Raw genomic sequence first — 24,044 nt, 5'->3', positions numbered from 1 at the left:
TGCTATGTGGGCATTATTGATCAAGGAGATTGACGGTCAGCCGGTTATTGTCAAAGGCGGCCTGAACATGATGGTGGATGACAATTACTCAGCGACCATCATTACAGATGAGCAGCATGCAAGACAGATTGACAAGCTGGAGATTGTCAATGGCGAGATTAGAGTCAAGGACGGCGTCGAATTGACGCCTCTTGAAACATTGAATGAAATAATAGTGAAATAAGAAGGAGGGTATGAATGGACATTAACAGTATCAAGACTAAAAGTTATTACCATAACTACGTAACCATAAAACAGGCAGACAATACATCGCCTATTGAATTATTGCTCTGCGGTCCAGACGGCAGCCTGCTTTCAACACTGAATGAAAGCTGCACCATTACTTTGTTGGATCAGATAGATGGAGAAATCAGGCAGAAATCAAATTCTGGTATTAAAAATGGAGAACTCAGCTTTGTAGTGGCGACGGATTTAAAGGCTAACGACCATTATATAGAAGTCACTACCGCCAGCGGACGTAAGTTTCCGTCAGATGGTAACTTTACAGTGCATGTAACAAATTCGCTTGATGAAGCAGAAATCAACATCATCAATAGTATGACTAAAGATGAAGCCTATCAGAAAATCACCAATGAGTTTATCGGTGACACAGTTGACAGGAAATTTGATTTGCTCAGCGCAGATAAACAAGTGGATGGAGAAGTGATCCTGGCGAGAAAAGGGCAGCCCTCCTTATCGGCACGCTTAAATGTGTTAGCAGGTGGCATAGGTGTCACGGTTAAAGACTTCCCTCGGCTAGACGGCGAAGTTGACGACAGGAATAGATTTCAGCGGGCAGCTGACTATTTGGAAAGTTTAGGCGGCGGTAAACTAGTTGTGCCTAACCCAAACGTGCCTTATGAAATTATTGCGCCAAGTGGTACGACGGTTAAAAACCCATATCGAATACTTGTGGGTAACAACATTGAAATTGTGGGAGTCGGGCTGCCGCTAATATTAATGAAAGGCATGTCAAAAAGCTATATTGACAGTATTGATGACGTAAGTTCAAGTGGTCGTGATTTATTTACTGTGTTCTCTTTTTTGGGGTCAGTAAAGTCGTCGATCAAAGGAATTCGTTTCAAAGGTGAGTGGGATGGCATAGGAGATTTCAGGTTTGCGTCACCACGAGCTAAAGCAATAGGATTTATCGGGGTCACTGATTGTCATGTCGATGATTGTCACGGCGAATATATCCTAGGAAATGTAGTCAATGTAACGATGTCTCAGTCAACAGTCGATGGATTCTATAGATGGTCTGAAAATTTTTCAGTGATTAATTCCTCCGCCTATAAATGCCTTGAAAATGGCTTTAACTATATGGGTGGCACAAGAGACGCAAGATTTTTAAATAACTATTCTATATCTAACGGTTCTTCGGGGTTTGAATCAGCTACTGACATATTAACAGTGTCAGGTAATATTTCAAGAAACAACAAGTTTACAGGCATGAGTTTCTCAGGCACAAACTATGTGGTATTCGGTAATATACTATCTGGAAATACTAATAACGGCGAACTTGTTGGAAAGCCCGCACATGGCATACAGATAACAGGCGGAGGCTTTGGCGATATTTCGGATAATATAATATCTAATAACGAGGGTTATGAAATAAAAATTTATCCAGGCGTCACAGACTTAAATATAGTCAGCAATACGCTGACACATAGTACCACATCTAAAGTCAATCACGTTGTGTATATGGCTGGCACAGCTACTAAACCGATCGCCAATGTCCTGTTTAAAGATAACCGCATAAAAAATAGTTTATCTACGTTAACATTTGCCGTCATTTTAAACTATGTTAAAGATTCAAAGATTAAAGATAACGTGATTAAAAGCGGTTATGGTACAGCTTCTATCTACGTGCAGTCAACCTGCGAAAATGTTGATGTTCGGGATAACGATACTGATAAAGGCGTCCTCTTATCGCCGCAAGGAAAAGCGTTATCTATGTACGGTAACGTGGGTGGGGATCTTCCTAAAACTTCACAGTCAGAGGCAGAACCGACATCTGGAACTTACAATAGAGGGGATATCATAGATAATGTATCTAAATCGGTTGGACAGGGGCAGCCTGACCGCTGGCGATGTGTTGCTTCTGGTACAGCAAATAATAACCCGTGGCAGGCACAAAAGTCTTATACCATCGACACAATCGTTAATGCAAATGGTAATGTTTATAGAGCGGCTAATTCGGGGTCTAGCGGCACCGTTGCTCCGTCGCATACTTCTGGCACAATTGCGGACAACTTAGTCAACTGGGAATATATATCCCCACACGCAAAGTTTGAGGTGTCGGGACAAGTAGGACTCTATCCATCTACGACAACAACACCATTATTTAAAGGGCAGATTGGACAAAGTGGAACGAAGATCGCGATTGCCGTCGGAACAAGTTCAGCAGCTGACTGGATACAGATCAGTAATTAATATTTAAAAAAGAACTTATACATCTAGCCTCTCACTCAGTGAGGGTTTTTATTATAAAAAATTAAGAGGAGTGATTTAGTGGAGGACGTTGTATTAAATTGGATCATTAAGGTAGCAGTGCCGGTAGCGGGGGTAGCATTAGTGTTGTTCTCGATGTTCAAGGCAAATGAGAAGAGATTATCGACGATGGAAACTGACCTAGTTTATATGAAGAAAAAAGATGATGAGTTAAGTGCCAGACTGCAGAATGTTGAAAATAACTATGCCATCTTAATCCGTGTTGAAGAGCAGCTGAAGACGTTGTTTAAGCAGAACGAAGAAATCAAACAAGAAGTTAAAACTATAAAAAACGAAGAGAGAGGGCCGTATTGAAGCGGTCCTCTTTTAATGGAGGAGATTAAATGACAGCAGACAAATTAAAGCAGTGGATTGGACTCATCGGAGGTTTCCTCGGTGCATTATATCTGGCCCTTAAATCAGCGGGCATTGAAGCAGAATGGTTGGCAGCTGATAAGGTAAATCCTTGGCTCAATGTAATGACGACACTTATCCCGTTTGTTTTGGCAGGCTACGGCATCTACAAAAACCAGTACCTACTCACTCATCGAGCGAAGAAACAGGAAGAAACACTTAAGCAAAAAGGATTGAAATAAGGCGGCCAGTAGGTCGTCTTTTTAATTTAAAAAATGGAGGGACTTAAATAATGAAAACTAAACAAGAGGCTTTAGACTGGATCACTCAATCAATCGGGCGCAAGTATGATTTTGACGGTTATTACGGATTTCAATGCTTTGATTATGCCAATGCTTATTATAACTATGTAACAGGTGGCACGCTGCATGGCGATGGTGCAAAAGACATCCCGTTCAGTAATGACTTTACAGGTCTTGCGACGGTCTATAAAAATGACGCTGACTTTGTCGCCGAACCTGGAGACATCGTGGTTTGGGGCAGCCAACTGGGTAACGGCTTTGGTCACGTAGCAGTTGTTTCAAGCGCTGACTTTAATCAGATCGTCGTCGTCGAGCAAAACTGGCTCAATGGTGGCTGGACAGAGGGTCCGAAGCGCGGCGGTACTGGATGGGAGACAGCGACAAAGCGCGTGCATACCTACCATAATCCGCAGTGGTTTATCAGGCCATCATACAGTCAATCAGTTGTTAAAAAGGCAGCAGCGACTGTTAAAAAGGCAGCTCAAAAAGTTAAGGCTAAAGTACTGCCGCCGACCTTTAAACCCAATATCAATCGAGGGCGGTCAAACGAGGCTTATGTCATGGGTACTATTGATAGTCTAGGCGCAGAGGTACGCAAGCGTAAAGGCAGCAGAGCAACAGGATTTAACTGGGATTCAAAGGCCGGCTACTCACTTAATCTTGGAGACGTCGTGTATATCTTTGAGATTCACGACGGATGGGGCAGAATTTACACAGGAGACTTAAGTGGCCAAGGCAGCAACGACTGGATCTGGTTAGGCAGATTGCAAGTAAGTAAAGTGTTTAAATAATAATCTAATAAAAAGTCAAAGCCGTCTGTCCAATATGGATAGGCGGCTTTTTTATGTTATAATTTATCTAAGAGGAAAAACATCAGGTAAACAACAACACCTCCACAGCAGTGGGGGCTCTTTTACTAAAGAACGTAAATACCACCACCCTCAAGTGTTGGCAAATCGAAATTTTCTTCAATTATATCTTTAATTATTTTTACTTCTTCATATAACTTTTCAACGTTTGAACTAAAGTCTAGATTTCGGTAATTTCTTGACTCAATAACAAATGTTTTCAGATAATAAACGTCCCCTTCAAAAAGCATTTCGGGTACTTTTTCGCTTGATATAATCATATTGCTAAATACAGCACTATATTTAGATTTCAAAGTTTTATTATCTATCTTAAGATTTACAGAATCTAGCCTTTCATCATAATGTTCTATTGTGTTACGGATCTTGGAATTTAACAACTCATTTAAATTGTCAATTGGGATATGTCGTTGAAGATTTAATGCTCTCTCACATCTAAAGTCATATAATCTTTTTGATTCTTTCTTCCCTCTGGCGGTCGGGATTAGGAGTTTACGAATATTGTGGCTATGTACAAAAATTGCTGATAATTTCAGAAAAGCTTCTGGATTTACTTCTAAAAATTCTTTTCCTTCTTCTGAATTTTCATGTTTGCTAATTAATTCAGGTATAAAAGAATCATATATTCGAATTATTTCTTTCGAGAGAGCGTAAAGTTCTTGATAATAATTTAATAGAATATCTTGTTTCATAAATTTGTTTCACCTCCTTTCAGTTTATTTCGAATAAGGACTGTTTAATTATATTATATTTAAAAAAAATTTAATCATTAGAAGTAAAAATAAAAGTACATAATGTTTAATACAGCTGTCTAGGGAATATCTTCGCACATATTTTAATCCGTCTATCTTAACAGGTAGGCATCTTTTTGTTTTCTGTTAAATTTCAATAAATTATATTATAGTAAAGATTATAGAATCTTTATTAGGAGGAATGGCAATGACGTTAATAATAAATGTACTAAGCAATAATGGTGATATTGGACAGAAGAAAAGCGAAGCTTTAAGCCAAGTGTTCAATAAGGCGTTAGCAGACATTGAAAGCGAATTTTTTATTAATCTTGAAATTAATCCTTTAAATTTACTTTTAAAACTAGAATCAAAAAAAGATAAAAATGACGTTAAGAATTATAACAGCAAAAAAATATTCATTCTAATTCATGAGTTACTCGATTCAATTTTCATAGAGAAAATCAATAGTTTTGAAATTTTATTTGAAAACTTTGATTCTAACACACTGAAATGGAGTAGTGACTTAAGTATATTCAAACAAAAAAATCCGAACATTGTTGGCGTCGGCAAAAAGATAAAGTATAACGATAGTGATTTTGAAATTGATATTATAAAAGAACCGAATTACATTAAAACATTACCATTTAATAATTACTCAAAATATAACTTACGTTTCACTAAAGATGATTTAGATACTACAAATATTGCTAACAAATTAAGCGAAGCTTTAAATACACTTGTAAAACTGGACGATAATTTAAAACAATTTTGAGGGTGATAAGATGTTCGTGCAACCCAAAACAAGAGAAGAGCACTTAAAAGAAATCAAGAAGAAAAAGAGAAATAACAAAAACTTCAATTTAGAGGAGTTATTAAACAGGTTTGAAGGAAAAATTCAATTAGATTATAAAGATATATACGGAACGGAGAGTGAAAAAGATGACTATAAGTAGTTCAAATTTCATTTCAACTCGTTCTCGAATACCTCTTAACTTAATAGATGATTATATATATCTCGACACCAATATACTATTGACTCTTTACAAAAAAGTGACACCAAATAATGTATTAGGACAAGATAAAATTCATTATTATAATGATATTAATAGATTCATTAATCAAGTAATAAAATCTGATAAATTATTATTTTATTCTCATCACGGTATAGAAGAGTTTAACAGTGTTTTAACACAGAAAATGCAAGACAATTACAAGGGCTCACAAGGGCTAAATAGTATTAAAGAAATTCCCAAAAGTGAAATGATAAGAATAAATACAATGGCTTATAAAGAAATATCCAACTTTGAATCATCTGTGATTAATAATATTGGTGATAAACTAAGTTATTCAAATTCATATGTTGATTCTGAAGGAGTCAAAATTGCCCTTCAAGATGGTGTAACAGGACCAGATGCTAAACACATAGCTATAGCTAGGGAAAATGATATTAATAGCATATTTACTAACGATGGTGACTTTGTTAATGCAACCGGGTTAAATATTTATGGATCAAGTTTTAAGATACACCAAGAATCAATGAAAAATAATCCTACCAGTTTGCGACTTTCTAATTAAAATAGTTAACATAAGTATAGCGTAATCTATATACATAAACTTTTTCCTATTATCAAATATTTACATATATAAGATAGTAAAAGGGGTGATGGGATGAAACTGAGTTATGACTACAATGATTTAATACATGAGCTGCATGCTGATGTGAAAGAGGAATTGGTTAATGCGGATGGCCAGATTAAAGTGGAACGCGGCGAAACGATTATCGTCGGTCGTAAATCCTATGCACCTGTCATCGATTACTTTTATGACACTGATGATGTGGATCAGATGAAAGACGTTAACCAGGAGCGCGTGCAGACTATCAAAGTAACAGAACTGATGATTGAAATGCTAAAGATGAATGAGAAAATTTAGACCTGCAGTTGCGCAGGTCTTTTTTATTTGCTCGAAAACACTGATACACAAAGGCTCTTAAAATAATTTTTAAATTATCATGACATATGGCATAATTATTATTGACACCATGACATATGGCATGATATATTATATTCAACAGCAAGACATACTGAAAGCATCAGGGGGAATAAGTTATGACTAAAGTATCAGAACAGGATCTACAGCAGTTAATCAATAGTGACATAGCCGCAAATAAAATCGCAACTGAAACAGGAGTTAGCGCCTCAGCAATACAGCGCATTAGATTAGGTGAAAGAAAACTCGGCAACTTAACATTTGACACTTGTAAAAAACTACAAAAATACTGGGAGGAATTAAACATGAAAAACATCAGATGGACAGGTAAAACGACAGACGGGCGCAAACACTTTTCAGCGGAGGGAAAAGGTTATTACAATTTATTTAGTAACATCGAAGAAAAATACGGCTATGGCAACATCATTGATGAGCAGTACGAAAACGCGGATCGCAGCAATTGGACAGAAGATCAATATAAAGAGGCGATTGAAGAAAGCACATCAGAAGCCTACTATCAGACTTTTGAGGAAGAAGCGACTGTCGCTTTTGTTGAAGAAGGAGACGTCAAGGAAACGAAGACAGGCTACAAAGAGGACATTATTGAATGGACAGTTGAAATACTCAATAACATGTCGACTGACTACGACCTGGACTTCGAGGACCTGATTCTGGACGTTGAGCAAGCGAATGACACAGATGAAGTTCTGACATTGCTCGAAGAAAACTTTAACGATAGCACTTATAAATTTGATGCTCAATAAAAAGAAGGCCACCTAATCAGGTGGCTTTCTCCTGTTTATATCTAGCATTCTTTTTAGCGCGGAATATATTATATAGTTTCATGGTTTTTATCCTGGTATTTGATGCATCAATGTAGATGTGTCTGATTACTTCGAGCATACGCCTGTTTACCAGCTGTTCCTGCGTGTCTGCCGGATGATTCATATACTTGTCACTTAATCGTGCCAGTTCACGATGGATATGCAGATTCAACAGATTAACAAACGAATCGTAAGCGGCTTGACTCTTTTTGATTTCTTGCATATTGAGATATGGATCAATCATTTCTTCGATAACTTTATCGGTTAGGTAAGTCGATATGTCAGTGTCGTGAATAATGCAGTAGTCATTCAGATGTTTCAGCACATCATTATCAATATCAATCACTAGCTTCATATTAATCTCCTTAAACATATTTATAAATAAATCTACCATTAGATTATAATATATGAGATATTATGATTAATAAAAAAAGACGAAGATTGCTCAATAGAGAGCAACTTTCGTCTGTATAATCGAAGTATAATAAATTCTCCTATTTAAACGAATTTTTGAGCTGAAAAAAACGTCCACAATTATCCACAAATCGACGTTTTTAAAGAGGGAAAATCGCATAAGGACGCCGTTAGTTTTAATTTCGTTGAATCCCTTGCCCGTTAATCAAGAAGACTGTTTTCAAAGGGATAATAAAACTTTGGGTCAGTCTTTTTTTGCATTTAAGGATTGAAAAGTCCTCAGAAAATTTGTACGATTTTGTTACTTGCAGTAATAATGCATCAGCATTCAATAAAACGGATAAAAGAGGTTAGTATGGCAAAGAAGAAACCATCTTTCAGAGCAGCGCTGGAAGAAATGAGTTATCCAGTGAAGTATAAAAAGTTTTCTAAATTGTTTAAAAATGTAAAGAAGTCTGACCGACGTTTTTTCATTAAACTATTGAAAGTATACTGCGCCGAAATTCAGAATAAAGAGCTTGTTCACTATGCGTCATATAGTGAATTGAACTTAAACCAGCGCGGCGTCATTATTCTGCTTGATGACCGTCTTATTCTTGCCCATGGCAAGGTAAAGACAAAGCTTGTGCATTTCAACCGAATTAAATACAGCAGAATAGCTGCAATCGACTTCAATCGTCAGGATAAGAACAATAAAGATGAACAGTACGGTGCATTATTCCTGAAAGTTAAGCGTAAAAACTTAGCGCTGAAAAATTATACAATCAGAAGCCTGAAACGTGAAGACTTGCCTGAAATCGTCGAATTTATTAAAATGAAAACGTCATCACACAAACTATAATGACAAAGGGGTATCATCATGGCAAACATTGACAAACTAGTACAGTACGCGGAACTGAAAGCAGGACAGTTCGGTTCTGATTACCGCGAGAATTACGAAGATGATAAAGTGGCGGAAATTAAACCTAACTCTGTGCGTGCAGAAGGCACTCAAGTCATCATTTCATATGATGCACATTCTTATACAGTGGACTTGAACCGCTCAGGTGTAGCGGGAGAAGTGACGCCGGAAGATGCTGAAGAAGTGGCAGCGCGCGTACAGGAATATTTTAAATACGTCTAAATAAATAGAGGCAGCAAAAAAGAGTGATGGATTCCGATCTTCAAACGAAGACTGGAATCCATCACTCTTTTGATTTTAGATGGCCAGCACTGCAGATATATATAAGCCGATAGCGAGCAGGAAGCCGAACAATGTGTTGAACTGTCCGGTCACTTTCATCGCCGGCATCAGTTCAAGCGGCTTGTCTCCTTTGAAGAACCTGTTGACTGCTTTGACCGGCAGGTTGGCACTCAGCAGCACAAGCAGCAGGAAGAGCGAGCCGTATGGTTTTGCGAAAGTGATGTAAAGAATGACAGCGAAGCTGATGAAGTACAATATCGCCATCGTAATAATAGCAATGCGTTTCCCGACGAGAATGACAAACGTTTTACGGCCGCTTGCTTTATCTTTGACACGGTCGCGGATGTTATTAGCCATATTGATCATGCCGATATTGATCGATACTGGGATGCTCATCAGCGCAGGATACCAGTGTGTATGCCCTGTATGAATGTAGAATGTGATCATAATGATGACAAATCCCATGAAGAAGCCGGCGAATAGTTCACCGAACGGCGTCCATGAAATCGGGAACGGGCCGCCGGTATAAAGGTAGCCGACTGCCATGCAGACCATGCCGACCAGCAGTATCCACCATGATGAGCTGGCACATATATAAAGGCCGAGAATAGCTGCGACGATGTAGAAAGCTACCGCTAAGTTATAGACGGACTGCGGCGACATGCCGTTTCTGACAATGGCACCGCCGATACCGACAGACGTATGGTCATCAAGACCACGTTTGTAATCAAAATATTCATTGAACATATTCGTTGCTGCTTGAATCAATAGACATGCAATCAGCATGACGATGAGCAGATCGAAACGGACAGGTCCGAAGTAGCGGGCAGCAGCTGTCCCGACAAGCACAGGGACAAATGCTGCAGTCAGTGTGTGCGGGCGCATGAGATGATAATATTTTTTAAATCCAGTGTGCGTTGCTAAATGTTCTGACATGTATAATCTCCTATTCGTTCATTTACAGATTGTATTTTATTCTTATTTGAAATAGTAGTCAATGTACGAGAGCCAGGATGTCCACTTTTACGGAAAAAGTGGTAAACTATATAGGACTATAAAAGTGAAGTGAAAGAAGCTGAAAGTGGAATGATGGAGGATTATACATCCAGAAGAAACATATATCAGGTGCAGTGGGACAAAGAGCTTCTGCCGCACCAGTTATTCAATATATATCAAGAATATGCGGGCTCCCGCTATTTCTTTATGACGAAAGAAAAAGATGAATGGCTGCTTGGTCTCGGTGCAGAGAAACTGATCAACGTCAATCACCGTTCGCCGAGCTATGTCAATCAGGTGTTTTTGAAGATGCTCAGCACATGCACAGTGACGGGCATCACGCCGAACTTGATCCGGCTGTTCGGCGGCTTTCAGTTTGATGAAGGGACTAATGAGGACTTTGCAGGATTCGGTCACAGTCATTTCATCTGGCCGAAGATTCAAGTGCTGTTTAAGTCCGGCTGCTATTATTTGTCGTTCACTAATATGGATGAAGACGAAATAGCAGCATTCCTGGCGAAACTGGATGACAGCGTTCCTGCTGCTGAACTGCCGGAAGTCATTGACCAGCGAAATGTAGACGCTGAACTATTTCTTGCCAATGTCAGTCAGGCAGTGGACGCGATGGCAGCGGGGCAGCTGACAAAAGTTGTGCTGTCACGACGCAAAAAAGTCAGATTGGCCGCTGCAATTGATAACAGTGCATTAATCAGACGCGGCTTTCATGACCAGGAGTTCAGCTACTTTGTGCTGCTGGAGAACAACGACCGTACTTACGTCTCAAAGACACCGGAACAGCTCGTCAAAGTGACCGCTCAGAAACTCAGCACGAATGCCATCGCGGGGACGATGAGCAGTCGACTTGAAAACGCTGAGTCGCTGCTGCTGCAAGATGAGAAAAACTTAAAAGAGCATCAAATCGTCGTCAGCAGCATTGAAGAGGACCTTGAGCCTTATTCTTCTGAACTGAACATTCCTGCTGCTCCCGGTATACTTGCCAACCGTTATTTCTATCATCTGTATACACCGATCACAGGCACTATCGATGAGAGTGATGTACTGACACTCACTCAAGCGATGCATCCGACACCTGCTCTCGGCGGCTTTCCAAAGGCTGCTGCTGCTGCTTTCATTCAGCAGGCTGAAGGGAACAGAGGATTTTACGGCGCACCGCTCGGGTATATCGATGCGAATATGGACGGTGAGTTCATCGTAGCGATCCGCTCGATGGTGCTGCACGGCGATGAGGCAGTGCTGTATGCAGGATGCGGCATTGTACAGGACAGCCGGCCGGAAGAAGAACTGCATGAAACAGAAATTAAATTTAAGCCTATGCTGCAACTGTTAGGGGTGTCAGTGTGAAAAATGAACAGCTTACAAAACAAGTTTTCAAAACAATAAAAGGACTCTATGATTACGGCGTGCATGAAGTCGTTATCTCACCGGGCTCTCGTTCGACACCGCTTGCAATGGCGTGTGAAGTGCACCCAAAGATGACGACTTATATTCATCCGGATGAACGCAGTGCAGCTTTTTTTGCGCTCGGCCTGATCAAAGCGACGAAAAGACCTGTCGCTGTCATCTGTACGTCGGGTACAGCAGCGAGCAATTACATGCCGGCAGTGTCAGAAGCTTTCATCAGCAGGCTGCCGCTTGTCGTCATAACAAGTGACAGACCGCATGAACTGCGCAATGTCGGTGCACCTCAAGCTATTAATCAAGTGCGGATGTTCACGAATTTCGTCAACTATGAAGTGGATTTCCCGCTCGCGGATGACTTCCAGTCACCGCATAATTTTGTGGATGCTGTGCTGCTGCAGGCGTCGCGTTTCTTCTCCGGTCCTGAATCCGGCCCGGTGCATTTCAATATGCCGTTTCGTGAGCCGCTCGTTCCGGATTTATCAGCGACAGAACTTCTCACCGTCGAACCGAAAAGTCCGTTGACTTATCAGAAGACGGTCGACCTCGAACCGGTCAGACAACTGATGAAGCGCGGCAGCGGAATGATTATCGTCGGCGACTGTCAGAACGTGGATTTATCGCAGCTGCTGTTATTTGCAGCGATACATCAGCTGCCTGTGTTCGCTGATCCACTGAGCCATCTGCGTCACCAGGATTCGCCGTACATTTTATCAACCGGGGATACACTGTTCAAAGTTTACAAGAACTTTAACCCCGGCTATATCATCCGTGTCGGTAAGCCGGTTGTCTCGAAAGCGGTCAACCAATGGCTGGCTGCGGTCAAGTCGCCGCAGATTCTTGTGCAGAACACGCTGCAGCCTGATACATTTCCAGTCGTGCCTGACATTCATCTTGAGATGACAGCGAATGACTGCTTCAGACAGCTGGCGGAAGAAAGCCCGGTCATCAACTGCGGCTGGTTTGAACTGTTTGCCCATCTGAATGCAGTAGTAGTCAATGTCATCGGTCAGCATATTCATTCCGTCAACGATGAAGGGACAATCTTTGCCCGTCTGGCCCGCCAGCTGAAAGAAGATGACGTGATTTTCCTCGGCAACAGCATGCCGATCAGAGACTGTGACACATTCTTTATCGACGGGGCTGCGAGACCATACTGCAACCGCGGAGCTAACGGTATTGACGGTGTCGTCTCTACGGCGATGGGTATGGCGGTCCATAAGAAAGTCACGCTTGTCATCGGAGATATTTCATTCTTCCATGATATGAACGGGCTGATTATGAGGAAGCTGGAAGACATTGATATCCGCATCATTGTCATGAACAACAACGGCGGTGGTATATTCAGCTACTTGCCGCAGAAAGAAGAAGAGCTGCTCTTTGAACGGCTGTACGGCACGCCGCTCGACCTTGATTTTGAGCATACGGCGAAATTATACGGCTTTAATTATCAGCGCCATGAAATATACGATAAGATCCAGCTGCCGTCATTTGGTGCGCATATTATAGAAGTGATGACGAACAGACAGGACAACGTCATCGCTCACGAAGAACTGACAGAGAGAGTAAGGGAAGCAGTCTATGCTGAACTATCACTTAACAACACGGCACAGTAAGATACTGGTCATTATGCTGCACGGCTTTATGGGAGACCATCAGGCGTTTGATGAAGCAGTGAACAGAATGAGTGAAGTCGACGTTGTGGCGATTGATCTGCCGGGCCATGGCAGCAGTCTCAGAGATGACCAGGAATGGACGTTTGACTGGATCATCTCTGAGATTAAAGCAATCGTTGATACGCTGCACTATGAGCGCGTGTTGATGTACGGCTATTCGATGGGCGGCAGAATCGCCCTTTATTATGCACTCAATCATCATGTTGACGGTCTTATACTTGAGAGTGCTTCACCGGGGCTTGACAATGCCGCTCGCCGCGCAGAAAGACGAATCATCGATGCTGAACGCGGGAAGCGCATCAGGCACGACTTCGACAGCTTTGTGACATACTGGGCAGCACTGCCGCTCTTTGAGACCGATAAACCGCTATCGGATGAAGCGGCGGCACAGCTTGATGCGATGAGAAGACGTCAGCATCCAGCAGGTCTGAATAAGGCACTGACCGATTACGGCACAGGGTCACAGCCGTCTGTCTGGCATCGTCTTGCTGATTACACGCAGCCGGTGCTGCTGCTGACGGGGACAAAAGACAGTAAATTCGAGCAGCTGAACAGCCGGATGCATCGTCTGCTGCCCTGCAGCCGGCATATTAAATTGCCTGCAGGGCATACAATTCATGTGGAACATCCAGAGATTTTTGATACAATAGTAATAGAATTCATTAAGGAGGCTAACCATGTCTAGAGTATGGGAAACAGTCAAAGAATATAAAGAAATAAAATACGAATATTTTGAAGGGATCGGTAAGATCACAATCAACCGTCCACATGTTCGTAATGCATTCACACCGAACACGGTGATGGAGATGATCGATGCCTTCTCACGTGCCCGTGACGACCAGCGTATCGGTGCTATCATCTTAACAGGCGAAGGCGATATGGCATTCTGTTCAGGAGGCGACCAGAAAGTCCGCGGTCACGGCGGTTATGTCGGTGACGATAATATTCCACGTCTGAACGTGCTGGATCTTCAACGTTTAATCCGTGTCATTCCTAAGCCGGTCATCGCGATGGTCCGCGGCTATGCAATCGGTGGCGGCCACGTCCTGCACGTCGTCTGTGACTTGACGATTGCTGCTGATAACGCGCGCTTCGGACAGACAGGTCCGAAAGTCGGCTCATTCGATGCAGGTTACGGCTCAGGCTACCTGGCACGTATTGTCGGTCATAAGAAAGCACGTGAAATCTGGTACTTATGCCGTCAATATAATGCGCAGGAAGCACTGGACATGGGACTCGTCAACACAGTTGTACCACTCGCTGACATTGAAGATGAGACAGTGAAATGGTGTAAAGAGATTCTTCAGCATTCACCGACAGCGCTGCGCTTCTTAAAAGCTGCGATGAACGCAGATACAGATGGTCTTGCAGGTCTGCAGCAGTTCGCAGGAGATGCAACACTTCTTTATTACACATCTGACGAGGCGAAAGAAGGCCGCGATGCATTCAAGGAAAAACGTCAGCCGGACTTCGACCAGTTCCCTAAATTCCCTTAAGAATAAATAACTTGAACAGCGCGCTTTCTGCACGGAAGGCGCGTCTTTTAATAAGGAGCAGCTAACGATGAATCACTGGTTATATACACAAGCAATGAACAATCCAGAGCGAATCGCATTGATAACCGGCGGGCTGGAACTGACATTCGGCAAGCTCTACAGCCGGGCACAGAAAGTCAGCGGGCATATCGCTGCCCTGAACTTGCCGCAGCGCATTGCGGTTCAGCCTCACAATCAATTATCTTCAGTCATTATCATGCACGGCTTAATTCTCGCCGGCCGTGAAGTCGTGACGGTCAATACGCATTTGACTGAGAGCGAAGTGATGCAGCAGCTGTCGTCCATTCAAGTGGAAGTACTGATTACTGACAGACAATATACAGCTATTCATTCAATCTCTCCGGAATCGTTACTCCTTGATGCTGATGAAGTCACAGAGACGATGACAACGTTTGAAGAGGACGATATACTGTCCATTATGTTCACATCAGGCACAACAGGCGTCCAAAAAGCAGTGCCGCAGACATTCAGGAATCATTATGCCAGTGCCAAGCGCTGCAGGCAGTCCTTTCCTTATGACGAAGATTCAAGATGGCTGCTCTGTCTGCCGTTATATCATATTTCAGCATTCAGCATACTGCTGAGAAGCGCTATAGAAGGCTTCACGATAGTACTGTTTGAAAAGTTCGATGCCGTCAACGTATTAGCGAGCATTAAGGACCAGAACATCACACATATTTCGCTTGTGCCGCAGACACTTGAGTGGCTGCTTGATGCAGGCCTCGAGCGTCACCAGTTGCAGGGCCTGCTGATCGGCGGCGCTAAGATGGATGAACGGACGCTTGAGAAGAGTCTGGAACGTGAACTGCCGATCTATACATCATTCGGCATGACTGAGACTTGCTCCCAGTTTATTACGGCAACGCCTGAAGATATCGCAAAATATCCGAACAGCGTCGGCCGGGTGACACCGGACATTAAAGTAGCGGCACCGCTGAACGGTGCCGGTGAAATTCTTGTCAAGGGCGATAACGTGATGAATGGTTATCTTTACCCGCAGCAGGCGAATGCGACATCATTTACAGACGGCTTCTTTATGACCGGAGACGTCGGCCGTATTACTAACGGCTGCTTGTATGTCCTTGACCGGAGACGTGACTTGATTATTTCAGGCGGCGAGAATATTTATCCGAGCGAGATTGAGCAGGTCGTTCTCGCACTTCCTGCCATCAGCGCATGTGCCGTCGTTCCTATTGAAGATGACAAGTGGGGGCAGCGGCCGGCGCTTGTTTACGAGGCACCGGAAAATATGGATGATGAGATCAGGCAGGTGATCGCCGGGAGCATCGCCAAGTACAAGCACCCGGTGATGATGAAGCGGGCACATATTGCACGGACAAGTAACGGTAAGATCTCAAGACACCGCGTCAGAGAGTGGCTGCTGAATGAAATTCAGTAACTTAAAACTATTCCGTTACAAAGCGCCGTTTCATCAGCCGGTCGAGACGGTGAAAGTCCAGATGGCTGAACGCGAAGTGCTGGTCATCTCGCTTGACGTCGACGGTACGAGCTGTTATGCAGAGAGCAATGCTTTTGCAGCGCCGTGGTACCATTATGAAACAATAGACAGTACGGCGTCAGCTGTCCGGGCAATATTTGCTGCACTGCAGGATAAGACATTTACAGACTATACAGAGCTCGGTCATGCACTTTATCGATTCAAAGAGACGCCGCATGCGATAGCGCTGTTCGATTATATCGGCTGGCAGTATTTTCATGGCTGTCCGCCGGTCACAGTGCCGTTAGGTTACACGGTCCACAGTGCTATCCCTGATCACATGAGCAACCGGGTGAAGGTCAAATGGACGACTGATATTGTGACGACAGTGAGCAGCATCCGCAGAAGCTATCCCGATATCAAGATCTGTATTGACGCAAACGGCAGCCTCACTGAAGCAGACATGCCCGTCATAGAAGACTGCCTGCTGTACGGCATCGATTACATTGAAGAGCCGTTCAGCGATATCGCGTTGTATCAGCGGTACAGCCATCTGCCGCTTGCGATTGATGAATCAGCAGACAGCATCGAAACTATTCTGAAGTATACTGCAGTGGGCGTCGACATCATCATAGCGAAGTACTCACGACTCGGCGGCGGCTATCCCGTCATGATGCTGAAAGAGGCAATGCCTGACAAAACAATCATCATCGGCGGGATGTATGAGTTCGGGCTGAGCAAATACTTCACCGCAGCGCTTGCCGAACAGATGGGGACCATACCTGACATTACACCGCGGGGCTATTATTTCAATGCCGATTATGCAGACTGGAACGAAGAGATTTCAGCAGGAATGATGACGATGAGTTTTCCGGCAGTCGATGAATCAAGGCTCAGCCGTATTAAAATATAAGAGTAGACCACAATATAAAAAAGACTAAACGCTTTTGACGTTTAGTCTTTTTTTGGTGGCACGGGGTCAAAGCCGCCTTCATGGAACGGATGACATTTACTGATGCGCGCTGCTGTCAGCATGCCGCCTTTCAGCGCACCATGTGTTTCAATCGCTTCTAATCCATATTCAGAGCACGTCGGATAAAATCGGCATGTCGGCGGTGTCATCGGCGAGATATAGCTTCTGTAAAACCGGATTAAAGATAATAGTACATGTTTCATAGCAGCCTCCTATTTTATCAGGTCTTTAACTTTAGTCTTATTGAAATCATAGTAATTCGTTGTCTGCTTCATATGAATATGAACCGGTTCCTCGTCTATCGTGCCAGTCATCTCTACATCGAATGTCAGCGTCTTAGGATATACATTGACAGGCGAGTAGTCCACTGTATAACTGCCGGATTTCACTTTCAAGTCCTGAATGTCAGCGAGGCTTTCCACTTGATTCAAGCTGGAGGAAGCGAGACCGTATTCAAACAATGCTGTCATGACTGCTCCGTGTCCTTCGTAATGCATGCTGTCTTTGTTGACTGTCATGTGATCAGCTTCAGGCTTAATGACGTCTTGCAGCAGGTGCTTCAGATTGAAGATGTCAGCGATAGTGGATTCGATGTACTTTGTATCTGCATGCCGCGCCTGATAAGTAATATAGTCAGGTTTCGGGTCGGCCTGCAGTACGCCGTTCTTCAAGTCGGCTTTATAGGATTTCACGGGGTAGTGCATGTTGTTGCTGGCTGCTTTGACTCTCAGATTGAACTGGTCTGCTGTATTTGTCTGGCTGTTAGTTTTCTGTGTGAACTGTGTCGTGAACTTATTATATATAACGGTCGTCTTATTTTCACTTTCACTGCTCAAGCTGGCTATCGCTTTGATGGACTGCTGCATCTGACTGAATGTTTCGTCTTTTGTCCTGGGCGCTGGTGACTCTTTGCTACATGCGCCGGTAATTAATGATAATATAGTAATGATATAAACAATTTTCTTCATGATAACCTCTTTTGTTTTTATAGTCTGATTTTATCATAGAGATGTGAACGGGGATAGCTTATGGAATTTATCGATCAGTTGGGATGCAGAGTAGTGCTGCAGCGCGATAAACCGGTCCATGACCATGTGCTGGTCATAGCGACGTATCAGGGCCGGTTCGTACTGACCCATCAGAAAGAGCGCGGCATTGAATTTCCGGGCGGCAAGCGGGAAGCGCATGAATCAACCATAGAGGCCGCAGGACGCGAATTATTTGAGGAAACAGGCGGGCGCACGTCATCACTGAAATATATCACAACTTATACAGTGCATGCAGACACACCGTTTACGAAAGATGTATTCACGGCAGTCATCTCATCGTTTGAGCCGCGTGACCATTACTACGAGACTTACGGGCCGGTCATTGTTGACAGGCTTGACGAAGTGGAAAGAGCGCTGCGCAGCAGGCTGCTTGATGATGACTGCATTAATTACATTGTGTCGGAGGTGATTTGATGTGGCTGGCAGAACGACCGGTCGCTGCCTGGTATTTAAGCAGACAGCTGGTTGAAGTGGATTATTATTCAGATGAATTTGTTGTTTCGGCACTGCTCCTTGAAGCGGCAGATGTGAGACGCATCGTCATTTATCTGCGGGGCGGGAAAGGCGGGGTCGGTCAAGTGAGACCGGTCCGGCTCATGCAGTTTGCCGGCCCTCATACACTTGTCGCTGCGCCTTATTACAGAGGGACTAGAAGTGACAACGGGAAAGACGAGTTCGGCGGTGCAGATTTGGAAGATGTGCGGTCGCTCGTGCGTCTGCTGAGAGAAAATTACGGAGACGTGCCGATCCATCTGATCGGGTTTTCGCGGGGCGGGATACAGGGGTTATTGACATATCAGGACGTCGGGGCGGCGTCATTCATCTGCCATAGCGGCGTCACAGATATTTACCTGATGTTTGAGGAACGGCATGATTTACGCGGCATGATGAAGCGGCTCATCGGCAGGCCCGCCGTCGACAAAGAGGCCTATGACCGGCGCAACGGCTATCAGCATGTGACTGAGATGAGTCCACCGGTCATGATCATCCACGGCACGAGCGACGTCCAGGTCGGTATTCAGCATGCCTATATATTACAGCAGCGGCTGGAGTCGCTCGGTGTGCCGTACGAGATGCACATTGTGGAAGGCGAAGGTCATGTGTTCACGCCGCCGAAAGAACGCGAGACGCTGAAGAAGATTCAAGAGTGGATGACGGCAGTCGAAGACGGATAAAAATTCATTTTTAGCTGTTGTATCAGCTGATAACAGGGTATTATAAAAGGTGTTCTATGTATTCATATATTTTAACAGAGGGGAAGAAAGGTATGGAAAATAAAATACCAGTAAAAACAGTTGAGGATACGTTCACAAATATCGACAATATCCACGATATTCTCAATCAAGTCGCAACGAAAGAAACGTCAGCAGACAGAAGTCTAGGACGCTTTATGCTGAAGTCAATAATGGCAGGTGTCTTACTCGCCATTATGACAGTGTTTATGCTTGCCATTAAAACGCAGTTTGACGGTGTCAATCACGGCGTCATCAACTTAATGGGGGCTGCTGCATTCAGTATCGCTCTCGTCATGATTGTGCTGACTAGAGCCGAACTATTGACGAGTAACTTCATGTTTTTTACGGTCGGTCTGTATTACAGAACAATCTCACTGAGTAAAGCAGCTAAAATATTTCTGCTGTGCTTCATCGGCAACATTATCGGAGGTTTTATTTTATTCGGCCTGATGAAAGGCACTAATGTCATGACACCGGAGATGGTGGGAGCTCTCACTAAATCCGTAGCATCAAAAACCGTGGAATCGACATGGCTGGCAATTATGATCAAAGGGATTTTTGCCAACTTCTTCATCAACATGGGGATTTTCCTGGCGATTCAATGTAAAGAAGCGCTGGCTAAAGCATTCTTCATTGCACTTGGTGTTGTTATCTTCGTCTTTATGGCTTTTGAGCACGTTGTCTACAATGCGGGTCTCTTTGCCGGAATGATGTACTATAATATCGATGCCTTATCATGGCTCGATGTTCTTAAAAACTTAGTGTTTGCCTTTATCGGCAACTATATCGGCGGCGGTATTTTCGTCGGTCTTGTCTTTGCCTACTTAAACGGCAGAAGAAACGATTATACAAGATAAAAAATAAGCTCCCATTCAAGCGACTGCTTGAATGGGAGCTTATTTAATTTCGATTTATTCACCTTTATAAGTGAAGCCGCCCTGTGCTTCGATTGCTGCAGAGCGTTCGCCGAACTTCTTGAAGTTCTCTTTGAACATGACAGCAAGTTCTTTCGCTTTCTCGTCATAAGCATCATCAGATACCCATGCTTCGCGCGGCATCAATAAGTTAGTCGGTACGCCCGGCACATGAGCAGGAATATGAAGTCCGAAAATATCGTCTGTTCTGTATTCCACTTCTTTCAGTGCGCCGCTGATAGCACGGCGGACCATAGAACGTGTATGCGTCAAGTTCATACGTGAGCCGACACCATATTCTCCGCCTGTCCAGCCAGTGTTGACCAGGTAGACATCGACGTTATGTTTGTCGATCAGTTCGCCTAACTTGTTCGCATAAACCGTCGCGTGCATCGGCAGGAACGGTGAACCGAAGCATGTCGAGAATACCGGCTGCGGGCTTGTGACACCGCGTTCAGTTCCAGCAAGCTTTGATGTGAATCCGCTTAAGAAGTGATACATTGCCTGATCTTTCGTCAGCTTAGCGATTGGAGGAAGCACCCCGAATGCATCAGCTGTCAGGAAGATGATTGTTTTCGCATGACCCGCAATAGAAGGCAGTATGATGTTATCAATATTGTCAATCGGATATGCTGCACGTGTATTTTCAGTCAGTGATTTATCTTCATAGTTCGGGAAGCCTTCTTCATCGACTTTGACGTTTTCCAGAATCGCACCGTAACGGATGGCATCATAGATCTGCGGCTCTTTTTCGCGTGTCAGGTCGATTGTCTTCGCATAGCAGCCGCCTTCAATGTTGAAGACGCCGTTGTCATTCCAGCCGTGCTCATCGTCACCGATCAGTTTACGCTGCGGGTCAGCAGATAAAGTCGTCTTACCTGTGCCTGACAGACCGAAGAATAAAGCAACGTCCTTATTTTCACCGACGTTCGCTGAACAGTGCATGCTCATGACGTCATTATCCGGTAAGTAGTAGTTCATGACACCGAAAATACCTTTTTTCATTTCACCGGCATACTCCGTACCACCGATTAAGATGATTTTATGTTTGAAGCTTGTCATGATGAATGTCTCTGATTTTGTACCATCGACTTCAGGGTCTGCCTTGAAGTGCGGGGCAGAGACGATAGTGAAGTCCGGTGTGATATTCAGACCTTCCTCTGTCGTTTCAGGACGGATGAACATCGTGCGGGCGAACAAGTTATGCCATGCCATTTCGTTGATGACGGAAAGTTTCAGCTGAGTCGCAGCGTCTGCGCCGGCATAACCGTTAAAGACATAAACTTTGTCTTTTGATTTTAAGTAGTCAGTCACTTTATTAAGCAGTTTTAAGAAGACGTCTTCTTCGATAGGCTGGTTGATCGCATTCCAGTCGATCTTGTCTTCTGTCTCTGCTTCTCTGACGATAAATTTATCTTTAGGCGAACGACCCGTATATTTCCCTGTTTCTGTTCTTACGGCTCCTGAGTCTGTAAGAACACCTTCACCATTGTTCAGTATTTCCTGAATGAGCTGTGTGCGTGACAGCTGCTTTAAAGTAGAAGGTTTTGTAAGTAATTGATCCAGACTTTCTTTATACGTCGACGTATCGTTCATGTTATAATCCCCCAGTAATATTTTCTGCAATGTAAGCAGTTTCATCAAATAGTATAACATAAGAGACTTAATAGTCTATACTATTGAAACGATAGTTACAAGTGAATTTAAAGACAGAAAATTTTGGATAACAATAATTTATTGACGTTTAACAAATAGTTTAGTATTATCTTACTTGCGGATTCTCTTATCCAGAGTGGTGGAGGGACATGGACCCTACGAAGCCCAGCAACCTATTCTTTCGGGAAACAAGGTGCCAAACCGTCTGCAGATTAATTCTGAACGATAAGAGTGAATGGACTTGTATGATTCAGGGCCTTCTCTCTTAATTGTGGAGAAGGCTTTTCTCTATGGATAAACCGTAAATCACTTTATATAAAAGGAGAAATTAAATTGGCAGATCGTAAGTTATTTACTTCTGAATCAGTAACAGAAGGACATCCAGATAAAATTGCAGACCAGATTTCTGATGCAATTCTTGACGAAATCTTAAAAGGAGATCCTAAAGCACGTGTTGCCTGTGAAACGTCTGTGACAACAGGTATGGCATTGATCGCAGGAGAGATCACTACTTCTACTTATGTAGATATTCCTAAAGTCGTGCGTGAAACAGTTAAGGAAATCGGTTATACACGTGCGAAATTCGGTTATGACTTCCAGACGATGGCAGTCCTAACTGCAATCGATGAGCAGTCACCTGATATTGCGCAGGGGGTTGACCGTGCGCTTGAAGACAGAGAAGAACTCTCTGATTCAGATATCGAATCAATCGGTGCAGGAGACCAGGGCTTGATGTTCGGTTATGCATGTAATGAAACAGCAAGCTTAATGCCATTACCAATCTCATTATCACATGAGCTGGCACGCCGTTTAACAGAAGTCCGTAAAAACGGCACTTTAGACTACCTGCGTCCTGACGGTAAAACACAAGTCACTGTTGAATACGACGAAAACAACAAACCAAAGCGTATCGACACTATCGTCATCTCTTCTCAGCACCACGAGAAAATCGAACTGGAGCAGATCCAGGCAGACATTAAAGAATATGTCATCAAACCAGTCGTACCAGCTGAATTAATTGATGATGAGACAAAATACTTCATCAACCCGACAGGCCGCTTCGTTATCGGTGGACCACAAGGGGATGCAGGTCTTACCGGCCGTAAAATCATCGTAGATACTTATGGCGGTTATGCACGTCACGGCGGCGGTGCGTTCTCTGGTAAAGATGCAACGAAAGTAGACCGTTCAGGCGCTTACGCTGCACGTTACGTTGCGAAGAACATTGTTGCAGCAGGACTTGCTGATAAAGCAGAAGTACAGCTTGCTTATGCAATCGGTGTTGCACATCCTGTATCTATCGCTGTCGATACATTCGGTACAAGTGACTACTCTGAAGTGGAATTAGTGGAAGCAGTACGCAGCACATTCGACTTACGCCCGGCAGGCATCATCAAAATGCTTGACCTGCGCCGTCCAATCTACAAACAGACAGCAGCATACGGACACTTCGGCCGTACAGATATCGATCTTCCTTGGGAGAAAACAGACAAAGTCGACAGCTTGAAAGCGGCACTTACTAAATAACAGCATGAAGCCCCCATTTATAATGGGGGCTCTTATTATGCCGCTTCAGTAGTTGTGTCTTCAGTAGTTATGTCTTCAGTAGTTGTATCCTCTGTTGTTTCTTCCTCAGTTGTCATCTCTTCAGTTGTAGTGTCCTCGGTTGTCTCTTCTTCGGTAGTTGCTTCTTCTGTTGTAGCGTCTTCAGTTGTCTCTTCAGTAGAAGTATCTTCAGAAGATTTATCTGAAGAACTGTCGTTACTGCAGGCACCTAACAATAAAGCTGAAGCAAATGAACCGACTAGTAAAAATTGTTTTAAATTTTTCAATTTGAAACCTCCTAAGGATGATGTCCCTATGTGCAGGGCTAAAGTCATTATCTCTTAAACATATGAAGTGATTATAAATATAGGATAAATTATTATAAAAAGTGTAAA

28 protein-coding genes and 1 riboswitch are annotated in these 24,044 nt (G+C 43.4%); of the genes, 21 read left to right on the top strand and 7 right to left on the bottom strand.

Features of this window, described 5'->3' with window-relative positions; translation table 11 throughout:
* The first annotated feature begins 4 nt into the window (after nt 1-4).
* The 5 genes from KFV11_RS08425 (at nt 5) to KFV11_RS08405 (ending at nt 3,976) form a co-directional block, all read left to right on the top strand.
* The gene (locus KFV11_RS08425) at nt 5-223 is read left to right on the top strand and encodes a hypothetical protein (protein WP_254249706.1); all 219 of its coding nucleotides are present in this window, start codon (nt 5-7) and stop codon (nt 221-223) included.
* A 14-nt stretch (nt 224-237) separates the two neighbouring features.
* Nucleotides 238-2,472 (top strand): hypothetical protein, encoded by a 2,235-nt coding sequence (locus KFV11_RS08420; protein ID WP_254249705.1) that lies wholly within the window; start codon nt 238-240, stop codon nt 2,470-2,472.
* Between the two features lie 78 nt (nt 2,473-2,550).
* Complete coding sequence (locus KFV11_RS08415) at nt 2,551-2,844, top strand: DUF7365 family protein (protein WP_254249704.1); 294 nt, start codon at nt 2,551-2,553, stop codon at nt 2,842-2,844.
* A gap of 29 nt (nt 2,845-2,873) precedes the next feature.
* Nucleotides 2,874-3,125, top strand: coding sequence for a phage holin (locus KFV11_RS08410; RefSeq protein WP_254249703.1), 252 nt, complete (start codon nt 2,874-2,876; stop codon nt 3,123-3,125).
* A 50-nt stretch (nt 3,126-3,175) separates the two neighbouring features.
* Entirely contained in the window at nt 3,176-3,976 is an 801-nt protein-coding gene (locus KFV11_RS08405; RefSeq protein WP_254249702.1) for a CHAP domain-containing protein, read from the top strand.
* A 125-nt stretch (nt 3,977-4,101) separates the two neighbouring features.
* On the opposite strand, the gene KFV11_RS08400 is transcribed toward KFV11_RS08405, so the two are convergent.
* Complete coding sequence (locus tag KFV11_RS08400; protein WP_254249701.1) at nt 4,102-4,743, bottom strand: hypothetical protein; 642 nt, start codon at nt 4,741-4,743, stop codon at nt 4,102-4,104.
* A 247-nt stretch (nt 4,744-4,990) separates the two neighbouring features.
* Here KFV11_RS08400 and KFV11_RS08395 point away from each other — a divergent pair, with 247 nt between their 5' ends.
* From KFV11_RS08395 to KFV11_RS08380, 4 genes are all read left to right on the top strand, one after another.
* Nucleotides 4,991-5,554 (top strand): hypothetical protein, encoded by a 564-nt coding sequence (locus tag KFV11_RS08395; protein WP_254249700.1) that lies wholly within the window; start codon nt 4,991-4,993, stop codon nt 5,552-5,554.
* Nucleotides 5,555-5,721: 167 nt separating this feature from the next.
* On the top strand, nt 5,722-6,357 hold the full coding sequence (locus KFV11_RS08390) for a type II toxin-antitoxin system VapC family toxin (protein ID WP_254249699.1): 636 nt from the start codon (nt 5,722-5,724) through the stop codon (nt 6,355-6,357).
* Nucleotides 6,358-6,450: 93 nt separating this feature from the next.
* Nucleotides 6,451-6,714 carry a hypothetical protein gene (locus KFV11_RS08385; protein WP_254249698.1) on the top strand — a complete coding sequence of 88 codons (264 nt, stop codon included), beginning with the start codon at nt 6,451-6,453 and terminating at the stop codon, nt 6,712-6,714.
* 176 nt (nt 6,715-6,890) lie between these two features.
* Nucleotides 6,891-7,535 (top strand): hypothetical protein, encoded by a 645-nt coding sequence (locus KFV11_RS08380; protein WP_254249697.1) that lies wholly within the window; start codon nt 6,891-6,893, stop codon nt 7,533-7,535.
* 16 nt (nt 7,536-7,551) lie between these two features.
* Here the strand turns inward: KFV11_RS08380 and KFV11_RS08375 are convergent, their stop codons facing one another.
* Complete coding sequence (locus tag KFV11_RS08375) at nt 7,552-7,950, bottom strand: hypothetical protein (RefSeq protein WP_254249696.1); 399 nt, start codon at nt 7,948-7,950, stop codon at nt 7,552-7,554.
* A 414-nt stretch (nt 7,951-8,364) separates the two neighbouring features.
* Here KFV11_RS08375 and KFV11_RS08370 point away from each other — a divergent pair, with 414 nt between their 5' ends.
* On the top strand, nt 8,365-8,850 hold the full coding sequence (locus tag KFV11_RS08370; RefSeq protein WP_170234581.1) for a PH domain-containing protein: 486 nt from the start codon (nt 8,365-8,367) through the stop codon (nt 8,848-8,850).
* A gap of 18 nt (nt 8,851-8,868) precedes the next feature.
* Nucleotides 8,869-9,132, top strand: a complete 264-nt coding sequence (locus tag KFV11_RS08365) for a hypothetical protein (protein ID WP_149459358.1) — start codon at nt 8,869-8,871, stop codon at nt 9,130-9,132.
* 75 nt (nt 9,133-9,207) lie between these two features.
* Here the strand turns inward: KFV11_RS08365 and KFV11_RS08360 are convergent, their stop codons facing one another.
* Complete coding sequence (locus KFV11_RS08360) at nt 9,208-10,128, bottom strand: 1,4-dihydroxy-2-naphthoate polyprenyltransferase (RefSeq protein WP_254249695.1); 921 nt, start codon at nt 10,126-10,128, stop codon at nt 9,208-9,210.
* Nucleotides 10,129-10,278: 150 nt separating this feature from the next.
* On the opposite strand from KFV11_RS08360, the gene KFV11_RS08355 reads away from it, so the two are divergent.
* From KFV11_RS08355 to KFV11_RS08330, 6 genes are all read left to right on the top strand, one after another.
* Nucleotides 10,279-11,550, top strand: a complete 1,272-nt coding sequence (locus tag KFV11_RS08355; RefSeq protein ID WP_496113306.1) for an isochorismate synthase — start codon at nt 10,279-10,281, stop codon at nt 11,548-11,550.
* Nucleotides 11,547-13,223 carry a 2-succinyl-5-enolpyruvyl-6-hydroxy-3-cyclohexene-1-carboxylic-acid synthase gene (menD, locus tag KFV11_RS08350; RefSeq protein ID WP_254249693.1) on the top strand — a complete coding sequence of 559 codons (1,677 nt, stop codon included), beginning with the start codon at nt 11,547-11,549 and terminating at the stop codon, nt 13,221-13,223. The genes KFV11_RS08355 and menD overlap by 4 nt, the downstream gene beginning before the upstream one ends.
* Nucleotides 13,189-13,968, top strand: coding sequence for a 2-succinyl-6-hydroxy-2,4-cyclohexadiene-1-carboxylate synthase (gene menH / locus KFV11_RS08345; protein WP_254249692.1), 780 nt, complete (start codon nt 13,189-13,191; stop codon nt 13,966-13,968). The genes menD and menH overlap by 35 nt, the downstream gene beginning before the upstream one ends.
* The gene (gene menB, locus KFV11_RS08340) at nt 13,961-14,779 is read left to right on the top strand and encodes a 1,4-dihydroxy-2-naphthoyl-CoA synthase (RefSeq protein ID WP_149459353.1); all 819 of its coding nucleotides are present in this window, start codon (nt 13,961-13,963) and stop codon (nt 14,777-14,779) included. The genes menH and menB overlap by 8 nt, the downstream gene beginning before the upstream one ends.
* A gap of 67 nt (nt 14,780-14,846) precedes the next feature.
* Nucleotides 14,847-16,238 (top strand): o-succinylbenzoate--CoA ligase, encoded by a 1,392-nt coding sequence (gene menE / locus KFV11_RS08335; RefSeq protein WP_254249691.1) that lies wholly within the window; start codon nt 14,847-14,849, stop codon nt 16,236-16,238.
* Entirely contained in the window at nt 16,225-17,190 is a 966-nt protein-coding gene (locus KFV11_RS08330; protein ID WP_254249690.1) for an enolase C-terminal domain-like protein, read from the top strand. The genes menE and KFV11_RS08330 overlap by 14 nt, the downstream gene beginning before the upstream one ends.
* Nucleotides 17,191-17,231: 41 nt before the next feature.
* On the opposite strand, the gene yidD is transcribed toward KFV11_RS08330, so the two are convergent.
* Both yidD and KFV11_RS08320 read right to left on the bottom strand, forming a co-directional pair.
* Nucleotides 17,232-17,453 (bottom strand): membrane protein insertion efficiency factor YidD, encoded by a 222-nt coding sequence (gene yidD / locus KFV11_RS08325; RefSeq protein ID WP_254249689.1) that lies wholly within the window; start codon nt 17,451-17,453, stop codon nt 17,232-17,234.
* A 9-nt stretch (nt 17,454-17,462) separates the two neighbouring features.
* Nucleotides 17,463-18,218 (bottom strand): hypothetical protein, encoded by a 756-nt coding sequence (locus KFV11_RS08320; protein ID WP_149459349.1) that lies wholly within the window; start codon nt 18,216-18,218, stop codon nt 17,463-17,465.
* Between the two features lie 60 nt (nt 18,219-18,278).
* On the opposite strand from KFV11_RS08320, the gene KFV11_RS08315 reads away from it, so the two are divergent.
* The 3 genes from KFV11_RS08315 to KFV11_RS08305 all read left to right on the top strand — a co-directional run bounded on the left by KFV11_RS08315 (nt 18,279) and on the right by KFV11_RS08305 (nt 20,391).
* Complete coding sequence (locus KFV11_RS08315; RefSeq protein ID WP_149459348.1) at nt 18,279-18,713, top strand: NUDIX domain-containing protein; 435 nt, start codon at nt 18,279-18,281, stop codon at nt 18,711-18,713.
* Complete coding sequence (locus tag KFV11_RS08310) at nt 18,713-19,474, top strand: alpha/beta hydrolase family protein (RefSeq protein ID WP_149459347.1); 762 nt, start codon at nt 18,713-18,715, stop codon at nt 19,472-19,474. The genes KFV11_RS08315 and KFV11_RS08310 overlap by 1 nt, the downstream gene beginning before the upstream one ends.
* Nucleotides 19,475-19,566: 92 nt before the next feature.
* Nucleotides 19,567-20,391 carry a formate/nitrite transporter family protein gene (locus KFV11_RS08305; protein ID WP_254249688.1) on the top strand — a complete coding sequence of 275 codons (825 nt, stop codon included), beginning with the start codon at nt 19,567-19,569 and terminating at the stop codon, nt 20,389-20,391.
* Nucleotides 20,392-20,445: 54 nt separating this feature from the next.
* On the opposite strand, the gene pckA is transcribed toward KFV11_RS08305, so the two are convergent.
* Nucleotides 20,446-22,044, bottom strand: a complete 1,599-nt coding sequence (gene pckA, locus KFV11_RS08300) for a phosphoenolpyruvate carboxykinase (ATP) (RefSeq protein WP_149459345.1) — start codon at nt 22,042-22,044, stop codon at nt 20,446-20,448.
* Nucleotides 22,045-22,228: 184 nt separating this feature from the next.
* Nucleotides 22,229-22,336, top strand: a riboswitch (SAM riboswitch).
* Between the two features lie 101 nt (nt 22,337-22,437).
* Between pckA and metK the strand changes: the two genes are divergently transcribed.
* Nucleotides 22,438-23,631 carry a methionine adenosyltransferase gene (gene metK, locus KFV11_RS08295; RefSeq protein ID WP_149459344.1) on the top strand — a complete coding sequence of 398 codons (1,194 nt, stop codon included), beginning with the start codon at nt 22,438-22,440 and terminating at the stop codon, nt 23,629-23,631.
* 35 nt (nt 23,632-23,666) lie between these two features.
* Here the strand turns inward: metK and KFV11_RS08290 are convergent, their stop codons facing one another.
* A complete protein-coding gene (locus KFV11_RS08290) occupies nt 23,667-23,936 on the bottom strand; it encodes a hypothetical protein (protein ID WP_254249687.1) in 270 nt (89 codons plus the stop codon).
* Nucleotides 23,937-24,044: the final 108 nt, after the last annotated feature.

This window comes from Macrococcus equipercicus (genome assembly GCF_024205945.1).
Classification (GTDB): domain Bacteria; phylum Bacillota; class Bacilli; order Staphylococcales; family Staphylococcaceae; genus Macrococcus; species Macrococcus equipercicus.
The sequence above is the reverse complement of the archived record's forward strand: the minus strand, read 5'-3'. Positions and strand labels throughout refer to the sequence as shown.

Bases quoted from the DNA above. Each gene is read 5' to 3' on its own strand.
- KFV11_RS08360 (WP_254249695.1), bottom strand. From the start codon at position 10,128: ATGTCAGAACATTTAGCAACGCACACTGGATTTAAAAAATATTATCAT.
- KFV11_RS08305 (WP_254249688.1), top strand. From the start codon at position 19,567: ATGGAAAATAAAATACCAGTAAAAACAGTTGAGGATACGTTCACAAAT.
- KFV11_RS08315 (WP_149459348.1), top strand. From the start codon at position 18,279: ATGGAATTTATCGATCAGTTGGGATGCAGAGTAGTGCTGCAGCGCGAT.
- KFV11_RS08370 (WP_170234581.1), top strand. From the start codon at position 8,365: ATGGCAAAGAAGAAACCATCTTTCAGAGCAGCGCTGGAAGAAATGAGT.
- yidD (WP_254249689.1), bottom strand. From the start codon at position 17,453: ATGAAACATGTACTATTATCTTTAATCCGGTTTTACAGAAGCTATATC.
- KFV11_RS08375 (WP_254249696.1), bottom strand. From the start codon at position 7,950: ATGAAGCTAGTGATTGATATTGATAATGATGTGCTGAAACATCTGAAT.
- KFV11_RS08425 (WP_254249706.1), top strand. From the start codon at position 5: ATGTGGGCATTATTGATCAAGGAGATTGACGGTCAGCCGGTTATTGTC.
- KFV11_RS08410 (WP_254249703.1), top strand. From the start codon at position 2,874: ATGACAGCAGACAAATTAAAGCAGTGGATTGGACTCATCGGAGGTTTC.
- pckA (WP_149459345.1), bottom strand. From the start codon at position 22,044: ATGAACGATACGTCGACGTATAAAGAAAGTCTGGATCAATTACTTACA.
- KFV11_RS08330 (WP_254249690.1), top strand. From the start codon at position 16,225: ATGAAATTCAGTAACTTAAAACTATTCCGTTACAAAGCGCCGTTTCAT.
- menE (WP_254249691.1), top strand. From the start codon at position 14,847: ATGAATCACTGGTTATATACACAAGCAATGAACAATCCAGAGCGAATC.
- menH (WP_254249692.1), top strand. From the start codon at position 13,189: ATGCTGAACTATCACTTAACAACACGGCACAGTAAGATACTGGTCATT.
- KFV11_RS08390 (WP_254249699.1), top strand. From the start codon at position 5,722: ATGACTATAAGTAGTTCAAATTTCATTTCAACTCGTTCTCGAATACCT.
- KFV11_RS08385 (WP_254249698.1), top strand. From the start codon at position 6,451: ATGAAACTGAGTTATGACTACAATGATTTAATACATGAGCTGCATGCT.
- KFV11_RS08310 (WP_149459347.1), top strand. From the start codon at position 18,713: ATGTGGCTGGCAGAACGACCGGTCGCTGCCTGGTATTTAAGCAGACAG.
- KFV11_RS08405 (WP_254249702.1), top strand. From the start codon at position 3,176: ATGAAAACTAAACAAGAGGCTTTAGACTGGATCACTCAATCAATCGGG.
- KFV11_RS08395 (WP_254249700.1), top strand. From the start codon at position 4,991: ATGACGTTAATAATAAATGTACTAAGCAATAATGGTGATATTGGACAG.
- KFV11_RS08420 (WP_254249705.1), top strand. From the start codon at position 238: ATGGACATTAACAGTATCAAGACTAAAAGTTATTACCATAACTACGTA.
- KFV11_RS08355 (WP_496113306.1), top strand. From the start codon at position 10,279: ATGATGGAGGATTATACATCCAGAAGAAACATATATCAGGTGCAGTGG.
- KFV11_RS08400 (WP_254249701.1), bottom strand. From the start codon at position 4,743: ATGAAACAAGATATTCTATTAAATTATTATCAAGAACTTTACGCTCTC.
- menB (WP_149459353.1), top strand. From the start codon at position 13,961: ATGTCTAGAGTATGGGAAACAGTCAAAGAATATAAAGAAATAAAATAC.
- KFV11_RS08380 (WP_254249697.1), top strand. From the start codon at position 6,891: ATGACTAAAGTATCAGAACAGGATCTACAGCAGTTAATCAATAGTGAC.
- KFV11_RS08320 (WP_149459349.1), bottom strand. From the start codon at position 18,218: ATGAAGAAAATTGTTTATATCATTACTATATTATCATTAATTACCGGC.
- KFV11_RS08365 (WP_149459358.1), top strand. From the start codon at position 8,869: ATGGCAAACATTGACAAACTAGTACAGTACGCGGAACTGAAAGCAGGA.